20 protein-coding genes are annotated in these 14,315 nt (G+C 30.7%); 19 read left to right on the forward strand and 1 reads right to left on the reverse strand.

Features of this window, described 5'->3' with window-relative positions; translation table 11 throughout:
- Positions 1-12: 12 nt before the first annotated feature.
- The 8 genes from BDU_RS02330 to BDU_RS02370 all read left to right on the forward strand — a co-directional run bounded on the left by BDU_RS02330 (position 13) and on the right by BDU_RS02370 (position 7,355).
- Positions 13-642, forward strand: coding sequence for an LptA/OstA family protein (locus BDU_RS02330; protein ID WP_404801586.1), 630 nt, complete (start codon positions 13-15; stop codon positions 640-642).
- The gene (gene lptB, locus BDU_RS02335) at positions 620-1,411 is read left to right on the forward strand and encodes an LPS export ABC transporter ATP-binding protein (protein ID WP_025400755.1); all 792 of its coding nucleotides are present in this window, start codon (positions 620-622) and stop codon (positions 1,409-1,411) included. Before BDU_RS02330 ends, lptB begins: the two co-directional genes overlap by 23 nt.
- Positions 1,408-2,097, forward strand: a complete 690-nt coding sequence (pgeF, locus tag BDU_RS02340) for a peptidoglycan editing factor PgeF (protein WP_012538223.1) — start codon at positions 1,408-1,410, stop codon at positions 2,095-2,097. The genes lptB and pgeF overlap by 4 nt, the downstream gene beginning before the upstream one ends.
- 1 nt (position 2,098) lies before the next feature.
- Entirely contained in the window at positions 2,099-2,845 is a 747-nt protein-coding gene (locus BDU_RS02345) for a Nif3-like dinuclear metal center hexameric protein (protein ID WP_012538224.1), read from the forward strand.
- Positions 2,846-2,854: 9 nt separating this feature from the next.
- Positions 2,855-3,367, forward strand: a complete 513-nt coding sequence (gene lspA / locus BDU_RS02350) for a signal peptidase II (protein ID WP_012538225.1) — start codon at positions 2,855-2,857, stop codon at positions 3,365-3,367.
- Between the two features lie 235 nt (positions 3,368-3,602).
- Positions 3,603-4,421, forward strand: coding sequence for a YmdB family metallophosphoesterase (locus BDU_RS02360; protein ID WP_012538227.1), 819 nt, complete (start codon positions 3,603-3,605; stop codon positions 4,419-4,421).
- A 58-nt stretch (positions 4,422-4,479) separates the two neighbouring features.
- On the forward strand, positions 4,480-5,760 hold the full coding sequence (murA, locus tag BDU_RS02365) for a UDP-N-acetylglucosamine 1-carboxyvinyltransferase (RefSeq protein ID WP_012538228.1): 1,281 nt from the start codon (positions 4,480-4,482) through the stop codon (positions 5,758-5,760).
- Positions 5,761-5,996: 236 nt separating this feature from the next.
- The gene (locus tag BDU_RS02370) at positions 5,997-7,355 is read left to right on the forward strand and encodes an MATE family efflux transporter (RefSeq protein WP_012538229.1); all 1,359 of its coding nucleotides are present in this window, start codon (positions 5,997-5,999) and stop codon (positions 7,353-7,355) included.
- An 82-nt stretch (positions 7,356-7,437) separates the two neighbouring features.
- Here the strand turns inward: BDU_RS02370 and BDU_RS02375 are convergent, their stop codons facing one another.
- Entirely contained in the window at positions 7,438-7,827 is a 390-nt protein-coding gene (locus BDU_RS02375; RefSeq protein WP_012538230.1) for a hypothetical protein, read from the reverse strand.
- 347 nt (positions 7,828-8,174) lie between these two features.
- Between BDU_RS02375 and tuf the strand changes: the two genes are divergently transcribed.
- From tuf to rpmC, 11 genes are read left to right on the forward strand one after another with little or no spacing between them, the layout of a single operon-like run.
- The gene (gene tuf / locus BDU_RS02380) at positions 8,175-9,359 is read left to right on the forward strand and encodes an elongation factor Tu (protein ID WP_012538231.1); all 1,185 of its coding nucleotides are present in this window, start codon (positions 8,175-8,177) and stop codon (positions 9,357-9,359) included.
- A 45-nt stretch (positions 9,360-9,404) separates the two neighbouring features.
- Positions 9,405-9,716 carry a 30S ribosomal protein S10 gene (rpsJ, locus tag BDU_RS02385; RefSeq protein WP_011772424.1) on the forward strand — a complete coding sequence of 104 codons (312 nt, stop codon included), beginning with the start codon at positions 9,405-9,407 and terminating at the stop codon, positions 9,714-9,716.
- A gap of 33 nt (positions 9,717-9,749) precedes the next feature.
- Positions 9,750-10,379 carry a 50S ribosomal protein L3 gene (rplC, locus tag BDU_RS02390; protein WP_012538232.1) on the forward strand — a complete coding sequence of 210 codons (630 nt, stop codon included), beginning with the start codon at positions 9,750-9,752 and terminating at the stop codon, positions 10,377-10,379.
- 1 nt (position 10,380) lies between these two features.
- The gene (rplD, locus tag BDU_RS02395; protein ID WP_012538233.1) at positions 10,381-11,010 is read left to right on the forward strand and encodes a 50S ribosomal protein L4; all 630 of its coding nucleotides are present in this window, start codon (positions 10,381-10,383) and stop codon (positions 11,008-11,010) included.
- A gap of 21 nt (positions 11,011-11,031) precedes the next feature.
- A complete protein-coding gene (rplW, locus tag BDU_RS02400; RefSeq protein WP_012538234.1) occupies positions 11,032-11,328 on the forward strand; it encodes a 50S ribosomal protein L23 in 297 nt (98 codons plus the stop codon).
- Between the two features lie 18 nt (positions 11,329-11,346).
- On the forward strand, positions 11,347-12,180 hold the full coding sequence (gene rplB / locus BDU_RS02405) for a 50S ribosomal protein L2 (protein WP_012538235.1): 834 nt from the start codon (positions 11,347-11,349) through the stop codon (positions 12,178-12,180).
- Between the two features lie 9 nt (positions 12,181-12,189).
- A complete protein-coding gene (gene rpsS / locus BDU_RS02410; protein WP_012538236.1) occupies positions 12,190-12,468 on the forward strand; it encodes a 30S ribosomal protein S19 in 279 nt (92 codons plus the stop codon).
- A gap of 6 nt (positions 12,469-12,474) precedes the next feature.
- Positions 12,475-12,837, forward strand: coding sequence for a 50S ribosomal protein L22 (rplV, locus tag BDU_RS02415; protein WP_012538237.1), 363 nt, complete (start codon positions 12,475-12,477; stop codon positions 12,835-12,837).
- Between the two features lie 3 nt (positions 12,838-12,840).
- Positions 12,841-13,671: a 30S ribosomal protein S3 gene (gene rpsC / locus BDU_RS02420; RefSeq protein ID WP_012538238.1), complete on the forward strand. Its 831-nt coding sequence runs from the start codon at positions 12,841-12,843 to the stop codon at positions 13,669-13,671.
- An 18-nt stretch (positions 13,672-13,689) separates the two neighbouring features.
- Entirely contained in the window at positions 13,690-14,106 is a 417-nt protein-coding gene (gene rplP / locus BDU_RS02425; RefSeq protein WP_012538239.1) for a 50S ribosomal protein L16, read from the forward strand.
- Between the two features lie 3 nt (positions 14,107-14,109).
- Positions 14,110-14,310 carry a 50S ribosomal protein L29 gene (rpmC, locus tag BDU_RS02430; protein ID WP_012538240.1) on the forward strand — a complete coding sequence of 67 codons (201 nt, stop codon included), beginning with the start codon at positions 14,110-14,112 and terminating at the stop codon, positions 14,308-14,310.
- Positions 14,311-14,315 lie beyond the last annotated feature (5 nt).

A 14,315-nucleotide genomic window follows, 5' to 3' on the forward strand; every position in this document is an offset into this window, starting at 1 on the left:
AGTAAAAACGGTTTGGATGACTCTTCAAAATTAAAAGAAAAAGACAATTCAAAAAAAAAGAGTGAGTTTACTTTTAGAGCTGATTTTTCTCATGGTATTTTGTCTCCTCTTTATAGAAGGATTATTTTAAAGGGAAATCCTGAGGTGATTTCTTCTGATTTTAAGCTTAGGGCTGATGAGATTGAAATTTATGGGGAAGGGAGTTCTTATATTGAGGCACGTGGTAATGTTTATTATGAAGATTATACTAATAAAATGAATGTGAAATCACAATTTTTATTTGTTAATAGAAAATTAGATAATTTTTATCTTCAAAAAGGTGTTGAACTTGAAGATTTAGAAAATGAACTTGTTGTTAAGGCTGAAAGGATTGAAGGTAGTCGTAAGACAAGTGTTTATATTATGCAGTATTCTGTTAAGATATATAAAGGTGACATTTTTGCACGAGCTGAAAATGGAATTTATAATAAGGAAGAAAAAGAAATTGTTCTTGAGGGTGTTCCCGTTATTTATCAAGATGATAATTATTATTCTGCTTCAAGGATAGTTTTAAATACGGAAACAAAAAAATATAATCTTGAGGGTGATGTTGAAGGTAAATTTACTCAAGTGGAGGAAAATGTTCCTCAACAAGAAAAATAGAATAGAATCAATTAAAGAAAAACTTAGTCTTAATGCTGTTACTGATATTGTTCTTAAGGCAGATAGTATTGTTAAGAAGTATGGAGAGAAAGTAGCTGTTAATGGTGTGACTATTGATGTTCATCGGGGTGAGGTTGTAGGTTTGCTTGGTCCAAATGGTGCAGGAAAAACCACTACATTTTATACTATTGTAGGTTTTATTAAAGCCAATGGTGGGCGTGTTTTAATCAATAATCATGATGTCTCTAAACTTAATATGTATGAGCGAGCACGATTGGGAATTGTTTATTTGCCCCAAGAGCCATCTATTTTTAGGGAACTTACAGTTGAAGATAATATTTTAGTTGCTCTTGAGAGACGAGAAGATTTATCTCAAGCCGAACGTAAAATTGAACTTGTAAATCTTCTTAAAGATTTTGAAATTAAACGAATACAATATCAAAAGGCTTATACACTCTCTGGTGGAGAGAGAAGACGAACTGAGATAGCTAGAGCTTTAGCTGTAAGTCCATATTTTTTGTTGCTTGATGAACCTTTTGCAGGTATTGATCCTATTGCTATTGGAGATATAAAAGATATAATCAGGATTTTAAAGAGTAAGAATATTGGTGTTTTAATTACGGATCATAATGTAAGAGATGCTTTTGATATAATAGATAGAGCTTATATTATTTATCAAGGACAAGTGCTTGATTCGGGGAATGTTGATTATATTATAAATAGTGAGAAGGCTAAAAAACTTTATCTTGGTGAAGAGTTTAGATTATGAAGGTATTGGAGAGAGAACTTTATTATGAATTTGAAGTAGATTCTAGTGTTAAGTTGATTTATACTAAAAAACCTTTTGATTTAGAGATAAAAAATATTAGTAATGATAATTTAAGTTTTATTCCAAAGAATAAAGAAATAAAATATTTAAAGCAATTACATACAAATATTGTTTATGAAGTTGCTGATGATTTTGTTAATTTTCAAAGGGGAGATGGGCTTGTGTCCTCTTCTTTTAATGTTGCTCTTCTTGCTTATTATGCAGATTGTCTTCCTATATATATATTTGACAAATCAAAAAAATATATAGGACTTGCTCATAGTGGGTATAAGGGTAGTTTTCAGCTTATTCTTTTAAAAATGTTATTTAAATTTCAAGATATGGGTTCAAATTTTGAAGATTTGAGAATTATATTTGGACCTTATAACAGAGGATGTTGTTATGAAGTTTCATCAGAATTTGTGTCAAAAATAAATTTACAATTTAGTAAAAAATTGTTGGATATGTCTTTTTGTAAAAAGGATGATAAAATATATTTTGATAATGCTAATTTTAATTTAGGTTTAATTTCTAATTTTAATTTAAAAGTTGAGGATTCAGGTCTTTGTACTTATTGCAATTGTAATCTTTATTCTCATAGAAAATTTAAAGGCAAAAGGAGTTATGCTGTAATTTGGAGAACTTAGTTTGACTGTTAAAGAATTATCATTGCATTTGGATGAAATATTTAAAGTCAATGATCATAAGGATATTGATAAAAGTCTTAATGGACTTCAAGTTGGTAATTTGGAGCTTGAGGTTAAAAAGGTTGCTTTGGCTGTTGATGCAAGTATGGCAACTTTAAGAGAAGTAAAGGGTTATGATTTTTTAATAACTCATCATGGTATTTTTTGGTCAAAATCAGATAAAATTATTGCTGGTATGTATGATAAAGTGAAATGGCTTATTAATAATGATTTGTCGCTTTATTGTGTTCATTTACCAATGGATGCTCATACTATTTATTCTCACAGCAGAGTGTTGTCTGATTTTCTTGGATTTCATAATCCTATTCCCTTTGCAAATTATAAAGGTATTAATTTGGGTATTATTTCTATTGCTGAATTTGGGTTTTCTGAAATTTTAAAAAGGATTGAAGCCCATAATAAACATATTCTTTTTTATAAGAAATTTAAAGAGTACGTATCAAGAGTGGCTATTGTTAGTGGTTCTGGATATTCTTTTTTTGAAGAAGCATTAGAATATGATATTGATTTGTTTATAACTGGAGATACTTCTCATCAGATATATTCTTTGGCTGAAGAGAGGGGTGTAAATTTGATATTTGCTGGTCATTATTTTACCGAAACGTTTGGTTTGTTAAAATTAATGGAATATTTAAAAAATCAACGAGGATTAGAAGTTGATTTTATTTTACAAGATACCAATTTATAAGGATTTAATATGAATATAAATAGAAACAGATTAGTTAGTAATTTGATCTTTATCTCTATTTTAGTTTTTTTTGATCAATGGTCTAAATATTTAGTTGTTACTTATGTTAGGCTTGGAACCGAATATCTATCTTTTTTTGGGGATCTTTTTAAGATAATACATGTAAGAAATACTGGTGTTTTATTTTCATTAGGTTCGAATATTGATTCTAGCTTGAAAAATTTATTTTTTCTTATAATTCCTATTATTATTTTAGTTTTTGTTTTTTCTTTTTCATTAAAAGAAAATAACAAAGTATCGAGGTTTGCTCTTATTTTGATTTTATCTGGTGGTATTGGGAATATTATTGATAGACTTTTTAGGCCTTTGGGTGTTGTGGATTTTTTGGATGTGAAGTTTTTTGGTATTTTTGGACTTCAGAGATGGCCAACCTTTAATTTTGCAGACAGTTATGTTGTTGTTGGGATGATCGTGTTTATAATTTATGATTTATTTACTAAAGATAAAAGTACTAATTTATGAATTTTTTATATTTTGTTTTATGTTCATTAATTAATTTATCTTTAATGTTTTTTATTTTTTTTCTTGAATTTCTTTTTGTTTCAAGATTGAATATTATAGTTTCTCCTATTTTTCAGTATGTTTTAATTATTGTGATGATTTTTATTTCAATTGCAATAAGCTATTTTTTGTCAAGTGTTATTTTTAGGAATATTATTTCTAAGTTTTTTGATCTGGATTAATAGGAGAAGATTTTGTGAGTTTGCGGATTTTGGTTTCTGGAGAGATTGTAGGTAAGCCTGGCGTTTTTGTGGTAAAAAATTTTTTACATTCTTTTAAACAAAAAAATAAAATTGATTTTGTTATATCTGGCAATAATTTTACTACAGGATTTAGAGGATTATGTAAGAGACATGCATTTTTGTTAAAGAAATATGGTGTTGATGTTTTAACTTTAGGAGAAAATGCATTTGTAAGGGCTGGGCTTAGTGACGAACTTGATAGGTATAATTTTATTTTAAAACCTTTAAATTGCCCTGCTAGGTTAAAAGGTTATTCTTATTTTATTTATAATATAAATGGAATTAAACTTGCTGTGCTAAGACTTGTGGGACAGACAGGAATTACGAAATATAATTTTAATAATCCTTTTCTTACTTTTGATTATTTTTATGAAAGAATTAAGTCAATTACCAATAATATAATCGTACTTTTTGATTCTAATACCACAGCTGAAGTTAATGCTATGTTTTTTTATCTCAAATCTAGAGTTAGTGCTTGTTTGGGTATTGGTAAGAGAATATTAACAGCAGATCTTAGAATTTTTGATAATACCGCAGTTATTACCGATCTTGGTAGAGTTGGAAGTTTAGATAGTGTTGTTGGATATTCTACTGTATTTGAAATAGATAAATTTTTAAAAGGTTTTTTAAATAATAAATTTACTGAATCGTGGGATGGGCTTGGTTTTAATGGCATTATAGTTGATATTGATGATGGTAAAGCTGTGTTTGTTGAGGCTATAAGGGAATATATTGATTTTGACAGTAGTATTGCAAATAGTACTGATATTTAGGTGTTACTTTAATTTTTAAGTGTTTTTTACATAAATTTTATTTGGTTGGGAGGTAATAATGTATAGCTATCTTGTGGAAGGTGGTTTTAAAATAGGTGGAAAAATAACGGCGAGTGGAAATAAAAATGCGGCTTTACCTTGCATGATAGCAGCATTGCTTACAGATGAAGAAGTGATTTTAGAAAATGTTCCAAATATTAGAGATGTAGAGGTTATTTTAAAAATTTTAGAAGACATAGGCGTTGATGTTGTAAGGGATGGTAATATCCTTAAAATTAAGGCCTTAAATATTGCGAAAACAGAAATAGATTCTTCTTTAACGGATTTAATTCGAGCTTCAATTTTATTTGTAGGACCTATGCTTGCTAGGTGTGGGCGAATTGATATTGCTCCTCCGGGTGGAGATGTTATTGGTAAAAGGCGTCTTGATACTCATTTTTATGGTCTTGGTAAGCTTGGTGCTAAGTTGATAGAGAATGAACGTATTGTTTTAGAGGTAGATAATTTAATTGGTGCTGAGATGTTTTTGGATGAGGCATCAGTTACGGCTACTGAGAATATTATTATGGCTTCTGTTCTTGCTTTTGGAGAAACTGTGATAATGAATGCTGCATGTGAACCACATGTGCAAGATTTGTGTAATATGTTGAATTTGATGGGAGCTGACATTTCTGGAATTGGTTCTAATTTGCTTAAAATAAGAGGTGTTAAGAAATTAAGAGGGGCTAAATTTATGATAGGTGCTGATTTTATGCAGATAGGTTCATTAATTAGTCTTGCTGCATTAACGGGAGGTGAGCTTGAAATTAATAAGGCTGATCCTGGTAATTTTATTTTAATAAAGCATGTATATTCAAAACTTGGTATTGATTTTGAATATGATAATGAAAATATATATGTTAAAGAAAAACAGTATTTAAAAGTAAGGTTGGATTTTGGAGGACATATTCCTAAAATTGATGATGGTCCTTGGCCATCTTTCCCAACAGATCTTATGAGTATTATGATAGTAACTGCGACTCAAGTTCAAGGGACTGTGCTTATTTTTGAAAAAATGTTTGAATCAAGGATGTTTTTTGTAGATAAACTTATTAAAATGGGAGCTCAAATTGTTCTTTGTGATCCTCATCGTGTGGTAGTTACAGGGAAAACTATTCTTAAGGGAAGTGATGTATCTTCTCCTGATGTTAGAGCAGGTATGTCTTTGCTTATTGCAGCTCTTTGTGCTGAGGGTAAGAGTCGTATTCATAATATTTATCAAATTGAGAGGGGATATGAAGATGTTGTTTCTAAGTTGAGCTTTCTTGGTGCAAGAATTAAAAGAGTAAGAGATGAATAAAGACTTCATTTTATATATTTAAATTTTGCTTATAAATTGATTTTTATCTTTTAAATAATTTTTAGTTATCATTATGATATTAAATTATTTTTAACAATTGTGATGTGTTGCTTTTGTATGAAAAAATTTTTTATGGGTTGTATAATTTATTTTATTAATTTTATAAGGTAAGATATAGATATTTAATTTCATAAAATTAATAATTTGCCAGTATAATAGGATAAAAGGTATTTTTTATGTCAACAAGTAAAACAAAAATTAGAAAATTAATATTAGAAGGTAATTTGTACTTAGTATTTTTGTTTATAAGTTTTCCTATTATGGTAACCAATCTTCTTCAGTCTTGTTATGAACTTGTAGATATGTTTTATGTTGGGAAACTTGGTGCTATGCCTCTTGCAGCATTGTCTCTTACTGGTCCTATTAATTTCCTTATTATGGTTTTTGCCATGGGAATGGCTACAGGAAGTGTGTCATTAATGTCTAGATCTATTGGAGAGAAGACCTTTTCTAAATTTTCAAAATATGCTGGTCAGTTAATTTTTTTAAATTTTATATTTTCTTTATTTGTTGCAATTTTAATTTTTATATTTATAGATTCTATTTTAGAACTTGTGGGTGTAAGGGGTGAGCTTAAAGAACTTACAAGGTCGTATTTTTATGTTATAGTTTATGGAATACCCGTTATGTTTCTCAGTATTTCCGTTGTGTATATATTGAATTCTCAAGGAGAAACTGTTGTTGCGATGTTTTTGATTTTAGTCGCAAATATTATTAATTTTTTTCTTAACCCAATCTTAATGTTTACTTTGGGTTTAGGTATTGCTGGTGCTGCTTGGTCTACGCTTTTATCTAAATTAATTACAGTTTTGTCCTATCTTTTTTTTACATATAGATTAAATTGTGGACTTAAAGTGCATTTTAAAGATATTATTCCAGATATTAATGTAATAAGAAAAATTATTAGTTTGGGATTGCCGGCAGCTTTTGGTCAAGTTATGGCCTCTTTATCTTTTTTGATTTTTAATCATATTGTAATTCAAATTAGTTCCAAATTTTTAGCTGCTTATGGCATGGTAAATAATATTATTTCTTTTTTACTTCTTCCTGGAATGAGTATTGGTACTGGAATTATTTCAATTGTTGGACAAAATCTTGGTGCAAAAAATATAATGAGAGTAGGAGATATTTTAAAAAAAGGATTTTTTGTTACTCTAGTAATAATGCTTACCGTTGCATCTTTTATCATGTCTTTTAAAGATGTTATAATAGCTCTTTTTACATCTGATTTAGAAGTTATTAAGTATGCTAATGGTTATTTATCATTGGCAGTTATTGGAACTGTTGGATTTGGTTTGCAACAAGTTTTTTTAGGTGTATTAGTAGGTTCAGGGCTGACAAAGCTGGTTATGATTGTTGTTTGTATTCGTCTCTGGATTATTCGTTTACCAACTGTTTTTATATTGCAATATTTTGGAATTGTGGAAGATTCATTAGGTTATGCTTTTATAATTTCAAACTATTTGGCTTTAATTATTTTATTATTTGTAACTTTAACTAGATATGGACAGATATGCAATAAGAGTAATATGTGAAGTTGTATCGTTGTTTTTGTGAGGCAGTATTTTATACATACTTTTATTTAATTGAATATTCATAAAAGTGATCTTTTGAATATTAATCTTCTTTTAGAAAGATATAAAATATGTTTTTTTGTTGCTTATTGACATTGATATTTAAGTTAAATGTTTTTTCTTCTCCTGCTTTAATGCCTTCTTGAATTATATGCCCGGTTTTATTTCCTTTTTTAAAGATTGCTAGTGAGTTTTGCTTTATATCTATTTTTTTGTTGTTTTTAAGAGTGATAATTAATTTGTTTTTTTTATTAGTATTAAATCTTATAATTTCAATTTTTTCTGTATTTTTCTTTATATTAACAATATAAGTAATTTCTCTGCCTGTTTCTTTTGATTTGACATCATTATTTTTGATGCATGAGATATTTATGAAAATAATAAGTATTATGCTATTCCTTAATAGTTTGTATTTTAACTTAAATTGTGACATAGTGTTATATTATCTTAGCCTTTAATATTAATCTTAGATATATTTTGAATTTTAATAATTTAGTTATAGCATTGATTGCTCAATTCTTTTTTATTGACTAATATTTAATATCAATATATTACATATTGACTATATTTTGAATAATGTGTACACTAATGGAGTTGTTAAGAATTCTTTTAGAAAAACACGGTAATCGGGTCAATTTCTAAGAAAATATGTTTTTTTAATAATGGTTTTATTTTATATAATGTTATTATCCTTTAGTAAAGGAACAAATTGGAATTCTTAAGTTAAGAATTTTGAAGAATAGATGAAGATTTAGAGTGCAAATTTTTGGGAGGTGATTCATGGCTAAGGAAATTTTTCAAAGAACAAAGCCACATATGAATGTTGGTACAATAGGGCATGTTGACCATGGTAAGACAACATTAACAGCGGCTATTAGTATTTATTGTTCAAAGGTAAATAAAGATGCTAAAGCTCTTAAGTATGAAGATATTGATAATGCGCCTGAAGAGAAGGCAAGAGGAATAACAATTAATGCTAGACATATTGAATATGAAACTGCAAATCGACATTATGCCCATGTTGATTGTCCTGGGCATGCTGACTATATTAAAAACATGATTACAGGTGCAGCTCAGATGGATGCTGCAATATTATTGGTTGCTGCTGATAGTGGTGCAGAACCTCAAACAAAAGAGCATTTGCTCCTTGCACAAAGAATGGGAATAAAGAAAATAATAGTGTTTCTAAACAAACTAGATTTGGCAGATCCTGAGCTTGTGGAGCTTGTTGAAGTTGAGGTTTTAGAACTTGTTGAGAAATATGGATTTCCTAGTGATACACCAATAGTAAAAGGTTCAGCTTTTGGAGCTATGTCAAATCCTGATGATCCTGAAGCTACAAAATGCATAAAAGAACTTCTTGAAACTATGGATAATTATTTTGATCTTCCAGAAAGAGATATTGATAAACCATTTTTGCTTGCTATTGAAGATGTTTTCTCTATTTCTGGACGTGGTACAGTTGCTACTGGTCGTATTGAGAGAGGTGTTATTAAGGTTGGACAAGAAGTTGAGATTGTTGGAATTAGAGAAACCAGAAAGACAACCGTTACTGGTGTTGAAATGTTTCAAAAGATTCTTGAACAAGGTGAAGCAGGGGATAATGTTGGTCTTTTATTAAGAGGTGTTGATAAAAAAGATATTGAGAGAGGTCAGGTTATTGCTGCTCTTGGTACAATTACTCCTCACAAAAAATTTAAGGCTTCTATATATTGTTTAACTAAAGAAGAAGGTGGAAGACATAAACCGTTCTTTTCAGGATATAGACCTCAATTTTTCTTTAGAACAACAGATGTTACAGGTATGGTTAGTCTTGAGGGTAAAGAGATGGTTATGCCTGGAGATAATGTTGATATTGTTGTTGAGCTTATATCTTCAATAGCGATGGATAAAAATGTTGAATTTGCTGTTAGAGAGGGCGGTAGAACAGTTGCTTCAGGAAGAATTCTGGAAATATTGGAATAGTGTAGGGTTTAGAGATTTTTTGTCTCTAAAGTTTAGGAGAATAAATTGATTACTAAAGATAAGATACGGGTAAGGCTTTTTAGTTTTGATGTTAAGATATTAGATCAGAGTGCTGAGTCTATTGTTAGGGCTGTTCAAAAGTCTAAAGCACAGATTAAAGGTCCAATTCCTTTGCCGACAAAAATAAAGAAGTATACTGTTTTGCGTTCTCCTCATGTTAATAAAAAATCAAGAGAACAGTTTGAAATGAGAACCCATAAGAGGCTTATTGATATTTTAGAGCCTACTTCTGCTTTGATGGACTCTTTGATGAAATTGGAGCTTCCTGCAGGAGTGGAGGTTGATATTAAACAGTAATAGATTTTTAAGTTATGAATTTGAGGTGTTTTAATGTTCGGATTGATTGGAAAAAAAGTTGGCATGACGCAGGTCTTTCAAAGCAATGGAATTGTGGTACCTGTGACGGTGATAGAGTTTGAACCCAATTATGTTATAGGCAAAAAAACAATGGAGAGAGATGGGTATGATGCTCTTATAATGGGTTCTGTCGATCTTAAGGGTTCTAAAGTTTCAAGACCTATAAAAGGTCAATATAAAAAATTAGAAAATATTGAACCTAAAAGATATGTGATAGAATTTAAAGGTCTTAAAGGTTATGATGCGGGTGATGAGGTTGGACTTGATGCTTTTAGAGAGATTAAATATGTAGATATTACTGGTACTACCAAGGGTAAAGGTTTTCAGGGAGCTATGAAAAGACATAATTTTAGTGGTGGTCCATCTTCTCATGGTTCTAAATTTCATAGGCATCTTGGTGGTACAGGTCAAGCTACTACACCTGCTAGAACTTTTAAGGGAACTAAAATGGCTGGCAGAATGGGTGGTGAACAACAAACTATTCAAAATCTTGAAATTGTTTTTATTGATGAGGAAAAAAGAGCCATTTTGGTTAAAGGAGCTGTACCAGGAGTTAAGGGTTCTTTTGTTATTGTTAAAAAGGCAAAAAAAGTAGGTATTTAGTATGGAAAGAAAAGTTTTTTCTAAAGATGGACAAGAACTTAGAACTATAGATTTGGATGATGGAGTTTTCAATATAGATGTTAGTTATGGTTCTATATATAATGCTATTAATAATGAGCTAGCTAATCTTAGAGTTGGTACAGCTTCAACTAAGACTAGAGCTGAGGTTAGAGGTAGTTCAAAAAAGCCTTGGAAACAAAAAGGTACGGGACGTGCTAGAGTTGGAACTAGAAGGAATCCAGTTTGGGTTGGTGGAGGTATAGCTTTGGGTCCAAAGCCAAGGGATTATAGTTATAAGCTTCCAAAAAAAGTTAAACGACTTGCTTTTAAATCTGTTTTAAGTCTATGTGCATCTGTGGATGATAGACTTAAAGTTGTTGAAAATTTTACTATTGACTCAGGAAAGACAAAAGAGCTTGCTTTAATAATAAAGAATTTTATAAAACATAATGGAAGAACAGTTATTTTATTGGGTAATGACGATCAGATGATCAAGAGAGCAGGAAAGAATATAAGGGATTTGAAGATTTTATCTTTTAATAGACTTAGGGTTGTTGATTTATTTTATACTAAAAATTTAATAGCTCTTGAATCTGCTATTAATGGGCTTAATGAGCTTTATGTTAAATAAAATGGATAGTAAGGATGATTTATGAAAGCTTATGATATAATAATTTCGCCTATGCTTACTGAGAAGACTAATATTCAAAGAGAAAATATGAATGTTTATGCTTTTAAAGTTAAAAAACAGGCAAATAAGAAGGAAATTGGTGCTGCAATTAAAGAGCTTTTTAATGTTACCCCAATATCATGTAATTTGCTTAATGTTAAGAGCAAGGTTAAAACAGTTGTCTCAAGAAAAGGTTATCCTATTGGCAGAGGGAAAACTTCTTCATGGAAAAAAGCGTATGTTTATCTTAAAAAAGAAGATAAGATAGATATTTTTTAGTGGTTTTGGAGAAAAAATATGGGGATTAAGACTTATAGGCCAAAAACTTCGTCTTTACGTTATAAGACAACTTTATCTTTTGATGAGTTAAGTAAGGGTAATGACCCTTTGAAGTCTTTAACTAAAGGGAAGGTATCTAGGGCTGGGAGAGATTCTTCTGGAAGAATTAGTGTTAGGAGAAGAGGTGGAGGACATAAGAGACGTTATAGGGAAATTGATTTTGCCAGAAGGGATAAATTTGGTATACCTGCTAGAGTTGCAGCTATTGAGTACGACCCAAATAGAAGCCCTAATATAGCTTTGCTTGTATATAGAGATGGAGATAAAAGGTATATTATTGCTCCAAAAGGAGTTAAGGTTGGTGATATTTTGGAGAGTGGTCCAAATGCCCCAATAAAGATTGGTAATGCATTGCCGCTTGAAAATATTCCTGTTGGTAAGATGGTTCACAACATTGAACTTAATATTGGAAAGGGTGGACAGCTTGTAAGAGGTGCTGGTGGATATGCTATGATTATTGCTTCTGATGGAGATTATGTAACAGTTAAGCTTCCATCAGGTGAAATGAGAATGATTTTTAAGAAGTGCATAGCGACTCTTGGAGAAGTTGGTAATGAAGATTATATGAATGTTTCTATTGGTAAAGCTGGTAAGAGTAGGTGGCTTGGTAGAAGACCTAAAGTTAGAGGTGTTGCCATGAATCCTATAGATCATCCACATGGAGGTGGAGAAGGTAAGACTTCTGGTGGTCGACATCCTGTATCTCCTTGGGGGCAGCCAGCTAAGGGATATAAGACTCGAAAAAAGAATAAGTATTCAGATAAATTTATCGTCAAAAGAAGAAATAATTAGGAGTGTGTAGTGGCAAGATCTATTAAAAAAGGACCTTTTATAGAAAAGAGTCTTTATCAGAAAGTTTTAGCTTCTTCTGGTAAGGAGAAAAGGGTTGTAATTAAAACCTATTCTAGGACCTCAACAATAATTCCTGAAATGGTAAGTCTTACTATATCTGTTTACAATGGGAAATCTTTTATTCCTGTGTATATTACTGAGGATCTTGTTGGGCATAAGCTTGGAGAATTTTCACCTACAAGAATTTTTAGAGGGCATGCTAAATCAGATAAGAAGGGGAGGAAATAGAGGTTTATGTTTGTGAATAAAAAATATACTGCTAAGGGCAAAAATTTGCCATCTTCTCCAAAAAAGGTGAGACCTATAGCTGATAATATACGAGGCAAGCCTTATAACGAAGCTGTTGCAATATTGTGCTCTATGCCTAATAAAGGAGCTAAACTTTTGGGAAAAGTAGTTAAATCGGCAGCGTCAAATGCTATGTATCATAATAGAAATCTTTCTGAAGATATGATATTTGTAAAGACAGTTATGGTAGATGATGGGAGAAAGCGTAGAAGCATTTGGCCTAGAGCTAGAGGTAGAGCAGATAGGCTTATTAATAGAAGTTGTCATATTTTTGTTGAAGTTTATGAAAAGATGTATGGTGGAGAATAGGATATGGGTCAAAAAGTACATCCTTACAGTTTAAGAATTAAAATTAATAGGGATTGGAAATCAAAGTGGTATTTTGATAAGAAATTATATTCTGAAATTCTTCACGAGGATTTCTTAATAAGACGAGAAACTATGAAATTTCTTAAAGGAATTAAATTTGATATTTCTGATATAGAAATCATTAGAAATAATCTTCAAAGAGTGACTGTAGTAATTTCTACTCCAAGACCCGGTTCTGTTATTGGTGTTAAAGGTGCTAATCTTGAAAAAATTGGTCAATTGTTAACTAGAAAAGTATCTAAAAAAATTAATATTAAAATAAAAGAAATTAAGAAGCCAGAGTTTGATGCACAAATTGTTGCTAATGGCATAGCAAAACAGTTGGAAAATAGAGCTTCTTATAGGAAACTTTTAAAATCTTCACTCTTGTCTTCTATTTCTAAAGGTATCCAAGGTATAAAAATTAAAGTTTCAGGTAGACTTGGTGGGGCTGAGATTGCTAGAAGTTTTGAAGTTAAAGAAGGACGAATTCCTTTGCATACTCTTAGAGCAAATATAGATTATGGTTTTGCCGAAGCTTATACAACTTATGGTGTTATTGGTGTTAAAGTTTGGTTATTTAAGGGCGAAATTTTAGGAAAGCAAATCAATTCAGATGCGGGACAAGTAATTAATAGGAAACCTTCAAAAGATAAGGTTGAGCGTTTTGATAAGGGTAAAATCGATGATAAGGGTAGAAAGGTTGTAAATGACGATAAATTTTCTAGAGAGAAATTAGAAATTGGATCTAGATCTAAGAATGATTTTAAAAATAAAAATGATTCTGATATCTAGAATTTTAAGGAGCGTTAGATGTTAAGTCCTAGAAAGGTTAAATATAGGAAAAAACAAAGGGGAAGACTTTCTGGAGAGGCTCAGAAGGGTAATAAAATATCTTTTGGGGAATATGGGCTAGTTTCTCTTGAGGCAGATTTTATTACTGCAAGACAAATTGAAGCAGCTCGTGTTGCTATGACTCGTAGGGTTAAGAGGGGAGGTAAGGTTTGGATTAGAATATTTCCAGATATACCTTATACTAAAAAGCCAGCTGAAACTAGGATGGGGAAAGGTAAGGGAGGAGTTGATCATTGGAATGCTCCTGTAAAACTTGGTACTGTTATGTTTGAAATGTCTGGTGTACCTAGAGAACTTGCTGAATCAGCTATGATGCTTGCTAGTTCTAAACTTCCAGTTAAGACTACATTTGTTGTAAGACGAGATTTGAGGTGAGTTATGTTAAAAAATTTAAAAGATCTTACTCTTGAAGATATGAAAGCAAAAAGATTAACTTTAAAGAAGGAATATATGGATTTAAGATTTAAGACTGTGGTTGGGCATGTTGAGAATCCTTTAAAAAAAAGAGAGCTGAGGCGAGATATTGCAAGGCTTAATACGATAATTCATGAGTATGCAATAGGTATTAGGAAGGTTTAAGTGTT

Origin of the sequence: Borrelia duttonii Ly, assembly GCF_000019685.1 — a bacterium.
GTDB classification, from domain to species: domain Bacteria; phylum Spirochaetota; class Spirochaetia; order Borreliales; family Borreliaceae; genus Borrelia; species Borrelia duttonii.